Origin of the sequence: Ktedonobacter racemifer DSM 44963 (assembly GCF_000178855.1) — a bacterium.
Taxonomy (GTDB): Bacteria; Chloroflexota; Ktedonobacteria; order Ktedonobacterales; family Ktedonobacteraceae; genus Ktedonobacter; species Ktedonobacter racemifer.
Genome location: NZ_ADVG01000003.1, coordinates 2,554,860 through 2,569,722, shown reverse-complemented (window position 1 = coordinate 2,569,722; position 14,863 = coordinate 2,554,860). Strand labels below are relative to the sequence as shown.

The window sequence follows — 14,863 nt, the reverse complement described above, 5'->3', positions numbered from 1 at the left end:
TTCTCTACCCAAAATATGCCCCTATTGTACCCCATTCCGTCGACTATAGGATATGCCCCCTCCTCCCTCAACACTCAGCACCTGGCGCATATCACTGGCCAGACGATCATGCCCCCTTCCTCCTGCTGCACACACATCACACACGAGCACTGGACGCTCACTCCTGGCACCTGACACGCGCACAGCACTGACCAGACCATACCCCCCTTCCTTCTTGCTGCCACATGCTCACTCCTGACACGCTCACGCCACTGCATGTCGAGACAAGACACCAGCAACACCTCGCCTATCCCGGTAATGCCAGCTCTCTCGACGTCACTCCCAGCGTGCTCTACCCTGGTGCCGCCAGCCCCCTCGACTTCATTCCCAGTATGGCTTATCCAGGGGACTACACTCCCAACATGGCCTATCCCAATGGCGCAAGATCGCTCATCGCCTATCCCGGTGGCTACGCCCCCACCATCATCTATCCCGGTCAAGCCAAGTCTCTCGCCGCCTACCCGCATGGCGCTAGCGCCCTCGAATCCTTCCCTCATAATGCCAACCCCCTCGCCGCCTACCCACACGGCGCGAGCCCATCTGATATGGCCTATCCCGGTCAAACCAGTCCTCTCGACATGATCTATCCGGGTCAGTACGCGCCCACCATGATTTATCCTACCGGCGACAGCCCCCTCGACCCCAGTACGACTACCGTCCAGTATCCTGGCCATTAGTTCTCACATCACCTACCCATATCCAGCGTGATCGCTCCCGACCAGTGGTGGAAACTCAAAACACCAGACTCATGCTGGTGACAGCGACGGAGACCGGGATAATCCCGGTCTCCGTCGCTGTCACCAGGGCCTTCTCTGACCGTTCCTCAAGAGACCAGATCCGCCTTCTCTACTTGATTGGAAGGGCAATTCAGGGGGACATGCACGCTCAAGGAAAATACATCTCAGAACGTGCATATCCTTCTTTCATCACCTACACCAGAGGAGAGAATCATTATCAGAGCCATCACGCGCTTTCTCCTCCGCATCCTACCGTTGCTGAAAAAAAGCCAGCACCACCAGAACCAGACGACCTGGAGATAGTTGGCCTGGATCTCACAAACCTGGATAACGAATTCGCGGACGATGTGCAGTACGGATTAACCCCGGACGAGCTCGCGTACAATGAGCCAATAGCTGCGCCACCGTGCACCTTCCAGAGCAAATTTCACGGACTGAGAGACTGGTTTGCCCAAAGACGCTTGCGGGATCTCAAAACGATGCTTTTTCTCTACGAAGCCAGTCGTGTTGATGCCAGCCGTGAGTATACCCTCACTGAAATCGCCAGCGGCCTTCAGATGTCGGCCAACTCGATGAGAACGCCCGCTCTTGACGGAGACTTGATCGCGTAAGGAGTCATCCTTTGGGCAAGACACGATCGTGCGCCATGGACCTACCGTTCCGGGCTCATTCCCTTCCTACAAACAACATTTGAGCACAAAAAGCGGCTCTGTTGCAAAAAAACTCCGAGGAAAACGAGGAGTATGAAGGCTTCCAGCTGTTCAGCTTAGGCGGCTACTCCAAAGAGGGAGGAGATGAATGCAATCTGGCCGATGATCTTTCCTTTTTCTCTCCCATCTATCTGTCCCTTGCGAATCATGTTCATGACTTCAAATCCTTGCAGCGTTCGCTCCGCTGTCTCTAACGAAAAGAAACCTAATCCGGGTTTGACACGTCGTTTGATGAAGCGATGATCTTGTTCAATCAGGTTGTTGAGATATTTGCTCTGCCGCAGTTCACAACCTTCTGGAAGAAGGTTCTCCCCTTGCAGTTCCTTGAAAGCCTTTGGATATGCCATGTTTTTGTCAACCGTGATGACGCGAGGGACCACGATGTGGAGAGCACCCAGTGCTTTCGCGAAAAAGCGCTTCGCAGCAGGTGCATCGCGAGTGAGACTCAATAAAAACTCCAGCGTGTTCCCTTGGGAATCCACCGCTCGATACAAGTAGGTCCACACGCCTTTCACCTTTATATAGGTCTCATCTACACGCCAAGAATCGTTGGCGGTTTTGAGATGGGGGCGACATCGTTTCTGCAATTCGGGGGCGTAACGCTGCACCCAGCGGTAAATCGTCGTATGGTCCACAGACAGCCCCCGTTCTCGCATGAGTTCCTCGAGATCTCGATAACTGAGCGCATAGCGCAAATACCAACGAACGCAGAGCAAAATAATCTCAGCTTCGAAGTGACGCCATTTGAAAGGATGCTGCTCTGTCATGGTTGGCTTTTTTTCCTTCTTTTCTGTCAACTTTAACAGTTCAGCTTACTCTTTGCAACACAGCCAGAAATATCACCCTTCACTTGCTTACTCCAAAACAGCACCACACACTCCAGTGCAAAGCCAACACGACTCCAGTGCAAAATCAGCATCACTGCTTCAACTACCTCAACTTGTCACAGACCTCTAGAAGAATGAGGGAAGCAATTCCTCCAGAAATCTTCCCAAAGATGAATTTCTCCCAACTTCTTCCGTCCCCGACTCAGAACCCCTGGTTCAGAGATTGACAACAGGCCGCACGTCGAGTATACTTTCTTGTAAATATTGACCGACCGTCGGTCAAATGAGAAGGAAAACAGAGAGAAAGAAACATGGCGCGCATTGTCAAAGAACACGCCGTGAGACGCAACGAAATCCTCGATGTGGCTCAGCGGCTCGTGTATACCAAAGGCTATGAGCAGATGGCTATCCAGGATATTCTGAACGAACTCCAGATTGCCAAAGGGACCGTGTATCACTACTTTGACTCGAAACAGGCATTGCTGGAAGCGCTGATCGAACGCATGCAAGGCGAGGTAGAACAGCTTCTGCTTCCTCTTGTGCATGATCCAGCGCTGTCCGCTCTCGACAAACTCCAGCGCTTCTTTGCGACGATTAACCAACAAAACAGCGCGCAGAAGTCCCTTGCTCTCGCGTTCATGCGCGTCTGGTACACCGACGACAACGCCATCGCGCGCCAAAAGATGCACACCACGAGAGTCAAACGAGTGACGCCCTGGCTGACGACCATCATCTCTCAGGGGGTGCAGGAAGGTTCCTTGACGACCGCCTATCCTGATCAGGTGGGGAGAGTGATTTTGTCCCTTCTTGATGATCTGGTGGATACCCTTGCTGGGTTGCTCCTCTCAGACGATCCAAAGCAGAACGATCTGTCCCAGGCCGAACGCATCGTGGCTGCCACGACTTGCGCCATTACATTGCTGCTGGGTCTCTCCTCCGATGCCTTGCAACTCGCTGATACTGAAACGCTGAAGGTGTGGTTTGTTGAAGCTCAAGACAATGCATAGGGAGATGCCTTTACACAAACGAATGGAGACGGTTCCATGAGCAACATCGTCTATCTCAGCCTCCCCGCGCATGGGCATGTGAATCCCACCCTGCCAGTCGTGCAGGAGTTGGTTCAGCGTGGTGAGCAAGTCACCTACTACAGCGCGTCGGAGTTTTGTCCGCAGATCGAGCGAACAGGCGCAACGTTTCGTGCTTACCCGATAACAGAAATGACCTCGACAGCCTTCTCCGCGATTCTGCAAGATGGCAATCTTGCCCTGGTTGTCCGATTGCTGTTACATACGACGGAACAGCTTTTGCCATTCCTGTTGGATGAACTCTCGCGTGAACAACCCGATCTCGTCGTGTTCGACTCGAATGCTCTGTGGGGAAACATGGCAGCCACACTGTTGAAACTGCGCCCGGCCGCGTCGATCCCACACCTGGTGTTTGATGGAACAGAAGCGCGCAAGGCACCGCACGCGCGCCAGCAGATCTTCCGCTTGCTGCCGATGGTGCCCGATCTCTTGTCGGTGCGCCGCCGCCTCATTCGCCGGTATGGAAAAGCAGCGTTTCCTTCCTCTCGTCCCCTGTTTCCCATGCGCGGCGGCTTGAATATCGTCTTTACCTCGCGGGAACTCAACCCGGATGTGCCTCTCATTGACCAGACCTTTCGCTTCGTCGGACCCTCCATCAACCCACAAACGCGTGACGGGGATTTTCCCTTCGATGCGTTGGGGCTACAGCCAGTGGTGTACATTTCACTCGGCACGGTTCATAGTACCCGTAGCGAGTTTTACCGGCAATGCTTCGAGGCGTTTGCGGGGTATCCAGCACAGTTCATTCTCTCAGCAGGCACACACACAGACATCAAGGAGCTTGGAGCCATCCCGCCGAATTTCATCGTGTGCCCATTCGTCCCGCAACTTGAAGTGCTACAGCGCGTGGACGCCTTCATCACTCATGGAGGGCTCAATAGTATTCACGAAGGATTGTATTATGGGGTGCCGCTGATTCTGATCCCTCAACAGCTTGAGCAGTTTCTCAATGCGAAAGCGGTGGCAGCACGCGGCGCAGGTCTGGTCATTAATGATCAACTAATGCATGGGCATGTCCGAGCCTCAACATTGCATCAGGCAGCAGAGGTGATCCTTGCGGACCCACGCTATCGAGAGGCGGCAGGAGCCCTTCAGAAAACATTGCATACCGCAGGTGGGTATCGTCAGGCAGCAGACGAAATCCAGAGGTATCTCGCCAGAGAAGGAGTACAAACATGAGGACCTCTCACTACCGCTATCCAGTGAGATTGAGTGAAGAGCAGCGCCGATGGCTGGAAACGATGGTGGCATGAGCACTACTCCAGCCAAGCACTACCTGGTGGCACGGGTGCTGCTCATGAGCGATCAATGTCAAGGCGAACCCAGCCACACCGATGGGCAGATTGCCGAGGTGCTGGATATCAGTCGCCGTACCGTGATTCGCATCAAACAACGGTTTGTCCAGGAGAATATGGAAGTAGCCCTCACTGGAAGCTTTCCACGAGAATATCCCGAGCGCCGATGCCTGGATGGCAAGGGAGAAGCCCAACTCATTCATCTGGCGTGTAGCAAGGCTCCCGATGGGCGGCAACGTTAGACACTGGAACTGCTCGCTGACCGGATGGTGCGCTTGGAGTATGTGGAGCATATCAGCCCTGAAACGGTAAGAAAGACGCTTAAAAAAACGAGCTAAAGCCCTGGCGCAAAAAGTCGTGGTGTTTTCCCAAGGAGGCGGATGGGGATTTTGTCTATCACCTGGAGGACGTCCTCGATGTGTACTGCCAGCCGTATGATCCCTTCGTGCCCAGGATCTGTATGGATGAGATGGGCAAGAATCTCGTCAAAGACAAATATCCCCCTGAACCAGCCAAACCGGGGCAAGTTGCCCGCGAAGATTACACCTACGAAAAACAAGGCAGCGCGAATCTGTTTATTGCCTATGAACCATTGGCGGGCAAGCGCTACCTGCAAGTGACTGAGCACCGCACCAAGAAGGACTGGGCGCGCTTCATGCAAGAGGTTCTTGAAGAACAGTATCCCGATGCCGCTAAAGTGATCATCGTGATGGATAACCTCAATACGCACACTCCAGCTTCTTTCTACGAGATCCTCCCACCAGAGCAGGCCAAAGCTCTCGCCAATCGTTTAGAGATTCATTACACTCCCAAGCACGCAAGTTGGCTGAATATCGCCGAGATTGAATTGAGCGTGCTGGCACGGCAGGGCCCACAATGTTGCCACGATCGAGGAGTTGTGTCGGCAGGTGCAAAGCTGGCAAGATCACCGCAATCAGCGCGTGGGCACGGTCAACTGGCAGTTCCGCACAGCGGATGCACGCATCAAACTGAAGCGCCTCTATCCGGTACAGCAACCCGATGGCCTGTGACACTCTCAGGTAGTTGCAGCAATCACACCAGTGCAAAGTCACATCTACTCCAGTGCAAATACAAAATCTACATATGCGCGCCCTCTCCCCTTCCCCACATCAGAACGCAGGCCGCTTCCGGCGCATACCTATGAGAAACAACAGCGTGCCCGCCTGTACTACGCGCACACCGATGGACTCACAGAAATCGAACTCGCAGGCCTGCTCCAGGTCTCACCAATGACCACCAACCGTTATCGCCAACACTTGCAGGCCATCAACGTTCAACCCAGGGCGCTACCCGCCTGGTTCCTCGTCCCGAGGAGATAGCAGAAGCCCTTGCTCTGCTCCAGGTCGCCATCTCCACCTCTCTCATTCATCCCCAGACCATTTCCCACACACTCTCACCTGCCAGTGCATGACAATCGCCCTCACGGGTATCGGAAGGAACGCAACCACTTCCCCAAAAATGCACCAAAAGAGGGATGTAACATGCCTATTTTGAGCGTAAACGGCTCCCTTTTTGTGCAATCGTAATTTGGCACGACGTTGTAGGAAAAACACGGGAGCAGCATAAGTGGAGGGCAGGCGCTGCGTAGAACAACCATGGGGAAAACATGGGAAAAAGAAAACCACCACCCATCGTCCTGGTGCCTCCCAGGCCAACACGCTCTCCTCAATTCTGGCAGCAGCAGGGACAAGCCTCGAGAAAAATCCTCATTGTTGCCAATGCAGAGAGAATTGCAGGGCGCCGGCGGCAACGGCGAACGTGTGTGCTCGTTTGGAGCACGATTCCGGCGCGCCCGTGTCCTTTCTGCGTGTCTGTGGACTGGGCCAGGCTTGACAGCGGCCAAACACGATCCAAGAGGGAATGGAGCCACAATCAGGACCAGGGCAAGAGAACAGGCCCTGCCTCGCTTCTTGCAGAGATCGTGGCACACTGAAAAGATGGTAGGAGAAACACAAAATCGCGATTGCAACACTCTGCTCACGTTCACGCTCACTATGGGGGCGCCACTGCCCTCTTTTCCCTGTCACCCCTTCATTCTTCTCGCCTCTCACTCCCCTCCCCCCCATCTCCATCCACCCTTCTCTTCTGCACTCCCCCACCAGCACCAGACGCCTGGCATATACCACATCCGGAGCACCCGCGCATCAACACCTTGCCATTTCTGAGGAGACGATACCAGGCGCATACAGTACGTTCCTATTGGCGAGAACTCCATCAATTCCACTACTCGCTCACTTCAAGGTTCGGAGATCTCCCAGCGCTGGGGAGCGTCAGGAGGGCCTCGTTGCGTCTACAACGGGGTGTACAGAGCACAGAAAGCATCAATGGGAAAGAGCGCAAGAAGAGTGACCCGCTTTCCCCAGGAAAAAGCGCTCCGAGAAAAAAAGAGCAAGTCACAAGGACTCACTCTTTCGCCAAAAACATGGATCACACCCAACATAGGTGTGGGGTTTGGTCTGTAGTATAAAACACTTCAAAACACTTGTATAGCGCACCAGGATCAATCACGCTCCTCCTGCTCCCTCTCTCCCCTCATCCCCACAACAACAGGTCACACTGCAACCGTGGGCCTCGCGCGCCACCCTTCTTCTCTCCATCCTCTCATTGGCAACAGGTTGCCATTTTGCCTGAGAACGCTTTGCCTCCTGTCCCCATCTCCAAAGCAAGGGCTGCGTCGCCCGAACGTCCCATCTCGCGCCATCCCTCTTCCCTCCATCCTCTCACTGGAAACCACGTTTCCACCCCCAACCAGCCCCTCAGCTGCTGCTCCTCCCTCCCTTTCCCGCAAAAACACGCGCTCTCGCATCCCCATCTGCTTCGCGACCCGCAAAAAAAAGAGCGGGTCGCAAGGACTCACTTGTTGCGTACCTGGTAAAATAGACAGTAATCGAAGAGAGCAGGTACGAACTCATGACAAGCAAGCGCAAACAGTACACCTCGGAGTTTACGTTTAAGGTGGTGATGGAAAGTTTCCAACGAGACACCACCATTGAGGCCGTGTGCCGAAAATTCGATGTGCCCAGTTCCGTCCTGAGTCGATGGCGGCAGGAATTTCAGCAGAATGGCCCAGGGGCCTTTGAGGGCAAGAAGAAGCCGCAAAGTCCTCCGGCTCCTGGCGAGTCGCCCGAAGAACTCAAAAAGATCATAGGCGAGTTGACAGTGCAGAATGAACTGCTAAAAAAATCCCGCGGGCTGTTGGGCAACTGAGCGCACATCAAAAGGTGGAACTGGCCCGCCAGATGGGTGCGCGCCGCGCAGTCCGATCAAGAAGAGCCAGCTCGCTCGTGCGTTGGGCATGGCTCGCAGTAGTCTCTACGTGCAGCCAAAGCGGCCCAGGATGGACAAGGCTCTGGCCGTGCGTATTGAGGAGCTTCATGAACTCGATGACACCATGGGGCACCGCAAGCTCGCCGTGCTGCTTGCGACCGGAAAAAATCGGGTCAAACGCGTGATGCACAAGTACGGCATCGCAGCTCGCCGCAAGCGCAAAAAATATGTTTATCCTGGCAAAGCCAGTCAGGTGGCTCCCAATCTTCTGCGCATGCCAGAGAAGGTCGAGGGCAAAGAAATCGTCTTCTCGGACATCTTGGAAGTCCGCCTGGCTGTTGGCTCACGCGTGCGAGGCTGTTTCGCCTTGCACAAACAGACCCGAGCCATTTTGGGCATGGCCTTTGACTACCATATGCGTGCAGATCTCGTCACCGACACCATCCAGTCGATGACGTTTGAGGCACCTGAGTGCATCTGGCATAGTGACCAGGGCAAGCAATTTGGGGCGGAGCAGACCCCCCGTCTGCTCTTGCAAAAAGGCTTTGCCCTCTCGATGAGCCGCGCTGGGACGCCAACGGACAATGGCGCTATGCCGAGCGGTTTGTTGGCACCTTTAAGCTGGCTGTTGCAGATCGCTATCGGTATCACAGTCTTGGTGCTTTCCTGCAAACAGCACAAACCTGGGTCAATTTTTACAATCAGCACCGTCCTCATGAGGGGTTAGGCAATCTTTCTCCTCAGCAATTCGCTCAACAACAGGCTTTGGAGATCATCCCTTCTATTACCTTTGTGTAGTGTCTATACAATCGGGTACGTAACAACTCTTTCGACGAAACCATGGATCACACCCGACATGTTTGTGGGGGAGTAAGCTAGAGTATAAAGCACTCCTCTACACCTGTATATCACACCAGGACCTATCACGCACCTCCAGCAGTTCTCTCCCACCAACGCCTTCATAGCGCATCTCACCAGCGCGCCAGCACCCCACTACACCCTGGCCCACTCCTCTCTCCACTCCATTCCTCTGCACACACACCTCTTTCACGCCTCATGCTGGAAAAGGGAGGCCCCGCGCGTCCACCCTCAGACAGATCGCGCATAAATCTCTACGATATAGCACTCTTTTACGCACACAACCATGGACACTTCCTCCCCCTGGCGCCAACGCATCAATGCCAAGGGGCAGATCGAGCAAGAGATTGCCCACCTCCGATGCTCCCCCAAACGTCTTCTGGAGTTGGTTCGAGAACATTGGGGCATTGGAGAATGGTTTGCACTATCGACGAGACCGGACCTTGCAAGAACATCATTCTCAACTGCGGATGGGCCATGCTCCTCTTGAGCTCGCGTTACTCAACAATACTGCTCTCGGCTTGATGGCTCGTCAAGGTGAAGCCAATCTGGCTCATGCGCAACGGACCTTTAGCTATCAGTTCTACAAAGCTGTGTCCACTATCGCTGCTTGAGTGGGGGTGTCGACTTTGCAACAGCCCTGGTACGCGGCTACGCCTATATTGACAAAATTGCTTTTATGCCCCCAAAATAAAGCAGGCACATTATACAAGCACATCATCCTATACTGTCCCATTTGTGCAATAAGGGAAAGGTCTTGCACATCACCCTAGTCTGGGTCCAGGTCAAGTGTGGTGGGGAAAGGTCTTGCACATCACCCTAGTCTGGCTCGCGGGTCAAGTGTGGTGGGAATAGGCCTATGGCCTATTCCCACCACACTTGACCCGCGAGCCACGTAGTGGCGAGAAGTCCCTAAGTAGATAACACTTTTACCCATCCATTTTATAGAGAAAAGAGTGTCCAATGAACTTCTTAAGCAGGATATTTGGCAAACAAAGCCAGCAACAAAAGGAAGATACTATTTTTTCCTCATCACCCCTTGAGGTACTGGGAGAGCGCCAGGTCTTAACGGACGCCCCCTATGTCTTGCCTAAAGATACGCAGGAGATTAGCCGCCTCGACTTTCAACATTTTCTCTTGCGCCAGGCTTTTCAGAGCAATTATCTATCACCCATTACTCAACCAAAAGATATCCTCGATGTCGGCGCTGGCACAGGACGCTGGGCCGATGAGATGGCTCAGGTCTTTCCTCAAGCCTTTGTAACAGGCTGTGACCTGGTAGAACAGACAACGGATAAGAGTTTTAAGCAACCAAACTATCGCTTCGTTGAGGCCGATGTCTTAAAAGGGCTTCCTTTCCGCGATCGTAGCTTTGATTTTGTGCATCAGCGCCTACTTTTCCTGGCCATTCCAGCGCACTCATGGCCAAGTGAACTACTTGAACTGGTGCGTGTGGCGCGTCCCGGCGGCTGGATTGAGCTTGTGGAGTCCGAGATCCAGGCACGCAACGCGGGTCCTGCCACCCAACGCATGGGCCAGTGGATCATCGAGGTTAGCAAACGCCGTGGCATCGATTCCTCTCAGGTGCCTAACCTTGGTACGTATCTCAATAATGCGGGCCTACAAAACGTTGTCACGCGCAGCGTCACCGTTCCCATGGGCCAATGGGGTGGGCGCGTAGGCTCCATGATGGCCGCCAACATCAATTCAGCCTATCAGGCTATGAAGCCACTCATCACCTCACAGCTAGGCATCTCGCCCGAAGAATACGAGAAAAACATCCTCCTCCAGCATCAAGAATGGGAGGAACTACACCCAACCTCTGTCTTCTACGCCGCCTACGGCCAGCGCCCCCACTAAACACGGCTTCCAGTCGCGAAAACAAGAAAACGCGCGAAGAGTTGACCATATGGCTCTTCGCGCTGTTCCTTCCAGGTCAAGAGGACCAGTACACCGATCTTCTCCCTCCCTGACTGCTCAGGGGCAGGTATCAGCCAAACTCAAGCAGGTGTCAGACAGAGGTTAGCCAGATCCCGACCCTCTCCCCTGGATGCGATGCATACCCAACGGGCACTGTGTGCGTGCATCCATCGACTAGCTGGGGACTATCTCCTGATCGCCAAGGAGAACCAGCCTACCCTCCACGAGGATATTGCCGATCTCTTTGAGGACCCTCGCCCTGATCGACGGCGATGGCAGCAGGCCGAAACCTGGGAGAAAGGTCATGGGCGCCTGGAGCATCGCCAAATCACCTGTAGCCCCGATCTCAATGACTGGCTGGAAGACGAGTGGGAAGGCGTCGAGCAGGTGTTTCGCCTCAAACGAAGCATACGCCTCTTGAAAACCCATCAACTTCGCCATGAAGTGGTGTATGGGCTGAGTAGTCTCTCGATGCAGCATGCTCCACCAGAACGTCTGCTCCGGCTCGTCAGAGACCACTGGTCTATCGAAATAGTCTAATCGCAAATGACAAAAACGAATCTGCTCACTCGTGGGAGAGAGGGGGATCACGTAGCGGATCTCCACCTCTTCCCCGGTGACCACGACACGGTCAACTAACAGCTCGATGAGTTGGCGTTTTTGTTCAAACGTGGCCTCGTTGAGCCCTTGTTGGACGCGCTGGCAGAATGCTTCAATCGATTGGACCATCCCTGCAAGTTGATCGTGATGCCCCACATTCGCTTCCAGTTGCCGTTTTTGTTCAGCAATCACGGACAAGCGCTGTTCCAATTCAAGCCTGCGCCTCTTGTATTCTTCAAGTTGAAGCACATTGGCCAGGTACGCATCGGTTAACCGTTCCATCTGCTGTTCCAAGCTGACTCGTGCCTTGCGTAGATTCTCCCGGCGAGCTTGCAGTTCTTGAGGAAGCCACAGCCCACCTTGAGCCCGATAGAGCGCAGTGGCAATGGCGCCGGGATGCGTCAGCATCTCGCAGACATCTTGCCAGACCAGTTCATCGAGTTGGTCAGCAGGAACCGAGCGTGCTGAACATTTTTCATCCCGGTGCGAGATAGTTCCATGGCTTTTGCCTACACAGACGTAGTAGGCATAGCCTCCGCGGCTACTTCGACCAATACAGCCAAGCCGACACATCCCACAACTGACCATGGCACGCAGGAGGTAGGGGTAGGCGGTGTTGTTGCGGCGGGCAAATTGCTGATTGTGAGCAAGTTTTTGCTGCACCAGATCAAATTGCTCCTGGGTGATGACTGCTGGAACCTGAGTGACAGCAGTCCATTCCTCCTGGCTCGTCTGGACATGGCCTCCCCGGCCTCGACCAATGGGAACCAGCTCTCTCCCTGACACTTTTTCAATGGAAGATAACGAGTAAATAAGAGCAAAAGGGGCGAGACGCACGCGTCACCGAGTACCTGGCAGCTTGAGAGAGGACTTTTGTGTCTGGGAAGAGGTCGGCGAACAGAAGAGATCGTCCTACAAGCAGAAATGTGAGCTGAAAGAGGACAATCTCCATGAGGAATCCATTATGGACTGTGTGGCAGGACCAGGTCAAGGAATTTTTTACGCACTTGCATGGGCATCAAAGCAAAACGCTTGCGCTGTTTGTGGTCGGAGTGATCAAAGCCCGGAGTCTGGTGATCCCGGTCGTGGCCGAAGAGCTGTTAGCCAAGAGTGAAGCGAAGGCGAGTAGCATCGAGCGTCGTCTGGAGCGCTTTTTAAGCAATGAGCGTATTGAGACGGAGAAGACCTGGGACGCGCTGCTTGCCCAAGTGCTGCCCTTTTTTCGGCGAGGCCCGTTGCGCCTGGTCATCGATCTCACCTCCTATGAAGAGCATGCGCAAGTGATTTACATCGGTCTGCTGCACCATTCTCGCGTTTTACCGCTGGTATGGAAAGTCATGCCAGGCTGGCAAAGGTGGGATCAAGGCTTGTGGGAGTGCATTGAAGAGCTGTTCAAGCGACTGGCTCCTCACATCGGCGAGGCCAAATGCACTGTGCTTGGCGATAGCGCATTTGGCTGCTCTCCGATGGTCGCTCTTTGTCAGAAATACGGCTGGCGTTACCTCTTCAGAATTTGTGCCCATCATACCTGCCAGCCCTACGCGCCTGCTGGTCATCTCTTGCCTTCTCGTCGGGTCTGCGATGTGGTCGCCACGCAAGGCTCGCGGTTTTATGGACGCGTTCGGTTATGGCAGGAGGAACAGCTTGAGACCAACCTGAGTGCCTATTGGGACCCGCATGAGGAAGAAGCTCTGCTGGTCATTTCTGACCGTCCCACAGGTGGAGCCCGCTTGCGAGAGTATCGCTTGCGGTGGCGAGTGGAATCCACCTTCCAGGATTTGAAGAGTCGTGGGTGGCAGTGGGAAAGCTGTCATGTGCGCCGGTTGGATCGCATCGATCGGATGCTGCTCGTGCTCTTTCTCGCCGTCTGGTGGCTGGTTCATGGGGCTGCCTCCTGTATGCATCATGGCAAACGCGATCGCCATGATCGCCATGACCGCCGCGACAAGAGCATTTTCCGCATTGGCAGGCTGTATCTGTTAGATCTTGCGGGCAACTCCTCTCGTCTCTGCGAACGTAAGAAATGTTTATTATTTCGAGGTTCGTCGGTCAAATGGCGTTTTTCTCTTCGCTTTTGATGCGCCGAGACTATTGCTCTCTGTACAGGGATGCGGTGATCTTCTGCAAGGTCTCCTGCTTGTCTGCCTTGCTGATGTGGTGGGCGGTCTGCTGTGAGCGAAAATCGACAGCGCGCCAGCGAGGGTAGATATGCAGATGAAAGTGGAAGACCTCTTGACCAGCAGCTGACTCATTAGCTTGCGTCAGGTAAATCCCTTCGCACTCCAGTCCCAGTTTGACAGCACGAGCGATCTCTCTTGCTGCTCTCATGATGTGGGCACCAGTTACGTCATCCAAGGAATAAATAGTGGGAATATGTTGCTTGGGCACGACCAGCGGGTGATTTTCTTTGGAAAGAAAGACGATAATGTGCTCATCTTCTGTCACCACATAGGCTGGGGCTTGATGGTGAATAATCTGGCAAAAAATGCAGTTCTCACTCATGCGGTAGGGCTCCTCTCCTTCATTTCGCTGTTCATTATATCAGAGTCTAGATACGCCTCTCCCTTCACTTCTTCCCTCTTTGAAGATGTTCTACATGAGCTAAAAAGTGTCAGGGAGAGAGATGGGAACCAGGGCTGAATGTCGTCCCCGGGCTTCCGTAGGGCGGCTGCGCCCGATGTAGACCGTTCCAGTATAGACAGGATTGGTGAGAATGCCTCGGACGGTTGCCTGGTTCCATCGTGTTCTTCCTGCAGGACTGGCAACGCCCAGGCTCGTTAGACGTTGGGTCTCGGCCTTTAAGCTCTTCCCCTCTTGCAGATAGTTAGAGAACAGTTCTGCCACGACTGCCGCCTCTGTTGCTTCGAGGCGAACCCCCGCCGGATCACGGGGGTGGGCAGGATCAACCCGATAGCCATAGGGCGCACGGGTCCAGGGAAGCAGTCCACCTGCCAGATACTTCTGCCGTCGGCCTCGCCTCATCCGTTCTGCAATCAAATTCCGTTCATACTCGGACACAGCTCCACGAATGCGGGAGCAGGAGTTGATCATGGGGATCATGGCTCATCGGTCGATCCACAAATTCCACCTGGCAGCCTCCACGTTCAAATTCTTCAATGAGGAGCATTTGATGAACGTAATTGCGAGCGAGGCGATCAGGAGCCGTCAAGACGACTCGATCAAACATGGCACGTCCTACTTGCTCCCGCAATCGATCAAGGCCGGGACGACGAAGCTTCGCACCACTGTAGCCATCGTCGCGAAAGATATGCTCTTCTTGCCATGGCCATCCTTGGGTCTTATGATATTCCTGCAAACGGTCGAGTTGTTGTTCGATCGTCTGGGTCTGTGTTTGTCGTGGCGTCGAAACGCGAACGTAGACAGCAATATTCATTGGACTGCTCCTGTTTTTCTGGCTCCTGGGAAGGGGAAGGGATTGGCTGAACACTCCATTGGAGAAGGCATTGGTATGCTCGATCCCATCGCCACTGAGCATCAGGAGTC

Annotated in this window: 18 protein-coding genes and 3 pseudogenes; 15 read left to right on the top strand and 6 right to left on the bottom strand. The window is 54.1% G+C overall.

Going from position 1 to position 14,863, the window contains the following annotated elements; genetic code table 11:
* The first annotated feature begins 224 nt into the window (after positions 1–224).
* Complete coding sequence (locus KRAC_RS40420) at positions 225–716, top strand: hypothetical protein (RefSeq protein WP_007917366.1); 492 nt, start codon at positions 225–227, stop codon at positions 714–716.
* A gap of 71 nt (positions 717–787) precedes the next feature.
* Positions 788–1,387 (top strand): hypothetical protein, encoded by a 600-nt coding sequence (locus KRAC_RS40415; RefSeq protein WP_007917364.1) that lies wholly within the window; start codon positions 788–790, stop codon positions 1,385–1,387.
* A 155-nt stretch (positions 1,388–1,542) separates the two neighbouring features.
* Here KRAC_RS40415 and KRAC_RS40410 read toward each other — a convergent pair whose 3' ends face one another.
* On the bottom strand, positions 1,543–2,253 hold the full coding sequence (locus tag KRAC_RS40410; RefSeq protein WP_007917362.1) for an IS6 family transposase: 711 nt from the start codon (positions 2,251–2,253) through the stop codon (positions 1,543–1,545).
* Positions 2,254–2,624: 371 nt separating this feature from the next.
* On the opposite strand from KRAC_RS40410, the gene KRAC_RS40405 reads away from it, so the two are divergent.
* From KRAC_RS40405 to KRAC_RS80060, 9 genes and pseudogenes are all read left to right on the top strand, one after another.
* Positions 2,625–3,320 carry a TetR/AcrR family transcriptional regulator gene (locus tag KRAC_RS40405; RefSeq protein ID WP_007917360.1) on the top strand — a complete coding sequence of 232 codons (696 nt, stop codon included), beginning with the start codon at positions 2,625–2,627 and terminating at the stop codon, positions 3,318–3,320.
* Positions 3,321–3,356: 36 nt separating this feature from the next.
* The gene (locus tag KRAC_RS40400; RefSeq protein WP_007917354.1) at positions 3,357–4,577 is read left to right on the top strand and encodes a macrolide family glycosyltransferase; all 1,221 of its coding nucleotides are present in this window, start codon (positions 3,357–3,359) and stop codon (positions 4,575–4,577) included.
* 49 nt (positions 4,578–4,626) lie between these two features.
* Positions 4,627–4,935 (top strand): helix-turn-helix domain-containing protein, encoded by a 309-nt coding sequence (locus KRAC_RS40395; RefSeq protein WP_157507624.1) that lies wholly within the window; start codon positions 4,627–4,629, stop codon positions 4,933–4,935.
* Between the two features lie 143 nt (positions 4,936–5,078).
* Positions 5,079–5,501: pseudogene (locus KRAC_RS80065) on the top strand (transposase); the annotation flags it as partial.
* A gap of 100 nt (positions 5,502–5,601) precedes the next feature.
* Complete coding sequence (locus tag KRAC_RS78665; RefSeq protein ID WP_274532154.1) at positions 5,602–5,724, top strand: hypothetical protein; 123 nt, start codon at positions 5,602–5,604, stop codon at positions 5,722–5,724.
* A 30-nt stretch (positions 5,725–5,754) separates the two neighbouring features.
* Positions 5,755–6,033, top strand: coding sequence for a hypothetical protein (locus KRAC_RS72350; protein WP_040445800.1), 279 nt, complete (start codon positions 5,755–5,757; stop codon positions 6,031–6,033).
* Between the two features lie 1,591 nt (positions 6,034–7,624).
* Positions 7,625–7,921: a transposase gene (locus KRAC_RS40370; protein WP_007917350.1), complete on the top strand. Its 297-nt coding sequence runs from the start codon at positions 7,625–7,627 to the stop codon at positions 7,919–7,921.
* An 88-nt stretch (positions 7,922–8,009) separates the two neighbouring features.
* Positions 8,010–8,546, top strand: a pseudogene (locus KRAC_RS40365) (DDE-type integrase/transposase/recombinase); the annotation flags it as partial.
* A complete protein-coding gene (locus tag KRAC_RS80060) occupies positions 8,483–8,779 on the top strand; it encodes an integrase core domain-containing protein (RefSeq protein ID WP_420795850.1) in 297 nt (98 codons plus the stop codon). The pseudogene KRAC_RS40365 and the gene KRAC_RS80060, both read left to right, overlap by 64 nt.
* A 97-nt stretch (positions 8,780–8,876) precedes the next feature.
* Here the strand turns inward: KRAC_RS80060 and KRAC_RS72345 are convergent, their stop codons facing one another.
* Positions 8,877–9,017, bottom strand: a complete 141-nt coding sequence (locus tag KRAC_RS72345; RefSeq protein WP_157507622.1) for a hypothetical protein — start codon at positions 9,015–9,017, stop codon at positions 8,877–8,879.
* Positions 9,018–9,258: 241 nt separating this feature from the next.
* Here KRAC_RS72345 and KRAC_RS40360 point away from each other — a divergent pair, with 241 nt between their 5' ends.
* The 3 genes from KRAC_RS40360 (at position 9,259) to KRAC_RS80055 (ending at position 11,299) form a co-directional block, all read left to right on the top strand.
* Positions 9,259–9,453: a hypothetical protein gene (locus KRAC_RS40360; protein WP_169460999.1), complete on the top strand. Its 195-nt coding sequence runs from the start codon at positions 9,259–9,261 to the stop codon at positions 9,451–9,453.
* A gap of 349 nt (positions 9,454–9,802) precedes the next feature.
* Entirely contained in the window at positions 9,803–10,699 is an 897-nt protein-coding gene (locus tag KRAC_RS40355) for a class I SAM-dependent methyltransferase (protein WP_007917348.1), read from the top strand.
* Between the two features lie 195 nt (positions 10,700–10,894).
* The gene (locus KRAC_RS80055) at positions 10,895–11,299 is read left to right on the top strand and encodes an ISAs1 family transposase (protein ID WP_211221416.1); all 405 of its coding nucleotides are present in this window, start codon (positions 10,895–10,897) and stop codon (positions 11,297–11,299) included.
* 486 nt (positions 11,300–11,785) lie between these two features.
* On the opposite strand, the pseudogene KRAC_RS80050 reads toward KRAC_RS80055, so the two are convergent.
* Positions 11,786–11,947, bottom strand: a pseudogene (locus KRAC_RS80050) (recombinase zinc ribbon domain-containing protein); the annotation flags it as partial.
* Positions 11,948–12,309: 362 nt separating this feature from the next.
* Between KRAC_RS80050 and KRAC_RS40345 the strand changes: the two are divergent.
* Entirely contained in the window at positions 12,310–13,437 is a 1,128-nt protein-coding gene (locus KRAC_RS40345) for a transposase (protein WP_007917346.1), read from the top strand.
* Between the two features lie 10 nt (positions 13,438–13,447).
* On the opposite strand, the gene KRAC_RS40340 is transcribed toward KRAC_RS40345, so the two are convergent.
* The 3 genes from KRAC_RS40340 to KRAC_RS76950 form a co-directional block, all read right to left on the bottom strand.
* Positions 13,448–13,861, bottom strand: coding sequence for an HIT family protein (locus tag KRAC_RS40340; protein WP_007916323.1), 414 nt, complete (start codon positions 13,859–13,861; stop codon positions 13,448–13,450).
* 99 nt (positions 13,862–13,960) lie between these two features.
* Positions 13,961–14,377 (bottom strand): recombinase family protein, encoded by a 417-nt coding sequence (locus KRAC_RS76955; protein ID WP_075164478.1) that lies wholly within the window; start codon positions 14,375–14,377, stop codon positions 13,961–13,963.
* A complete protein-coding gene (locus tag KRAC_RS76950) occupies positions 14,364–14,753 on the bottom strand; it encodes a recombinase family protein (RefSeq protein ID WP_244422452.1) in 390 nt (129 codons plus the stop codon). Before KRAC_RS76950 ends, KRAC_RS76955 begins: the two co-directional genes overlap by 14 nt.
* Positions 14,754–14,863: the final 110 nt, after the last annotated feature.

Bases quoted from the DNA above. Each gene is read 5' to 3' on its own strand.
- KRAC_RS40420 (WP_007917366.1), top strand. From the start codon at position 225: ATGCTCACTCCTGACACGCTCACGCCACTGCATGTCGAGACAAGACAC.
- KRAC_RS40415 (WP_007917364.1), top strand. From the start codon at position 788: ATGCTGGTGACAGCGACGGAGACCGGGATAATCCCGGTCTCCGTCGCT.
- KRAC_RS40410 (WP_007917362.1), bottom strand. From the start codon at position 2,253: ATGACAGAGCAGCATCCTTTCAAATGGCGTCACTTCGAAGCTGAGATT.
- KRAC_RS40405 (WP_007917360.1), top strand. From the start codon at position 2,625: ATGGCGCGCATTGTCAAAGAACACGCCGTGAGACGCAACGAAATCCTC.
- KRAC_RS40400 (WP_007917354.1), top strand. From the start codon at position 3,357: ATGAGCAACATCGTCTATCTCAGCCTCCCCGCGCATGGGCATGTGAAT.
- KRAC_RS40395 (WP_157507624.1), top strand. From the start codon at position 4,627: ATGGCTGGAAACGATGGTGGCATGAGCACTACTCCAGCCAAGCACTAC.
- KRAC_RS40370 (WP_007917350.1), top strand. From the start codon at position 7,625: ATGACAAGCAAGCGCAAACAGTACACCTCGGAGTTTACGTTTAAGGTG.
- KRAC_RS40355 (WP_007917348.1), top strand. From the start codon at position 9,803: ATGAACTTCTTAAGCAGGATATTTGGCAAACAAAGCCAGCAACAAAAG.
- KRAC_RS80055 (WP_211221416.1), top strand. From the start codon at position 10,895: ATGCATACCCAACGGGCACTGTGTGCGTGCATCCATCGACTAGCTGGG.
- KRAC_RS40345 (WP_007917346.1), top strand. From the start codon at position 12,310: ATGAGGAATCCATTATGGACTGTGTGGCAGGACCAGGTCAAGGAATTT.
- KRAC_RS40340 (WP_007916323.1), bottom strand. From the start codon at position 13,861: ATGAGTGAGAACTGCATTTTTTGCCAGATTATTCACCATCAAGCCCCA.
- KRAC_RS76950 (WP_244422452.1), bottom strand. From the start codon at position 14,753: ATGAATATTGCTGTCTACGTTCGCGTTTCGACGCCACGACAAACACAG.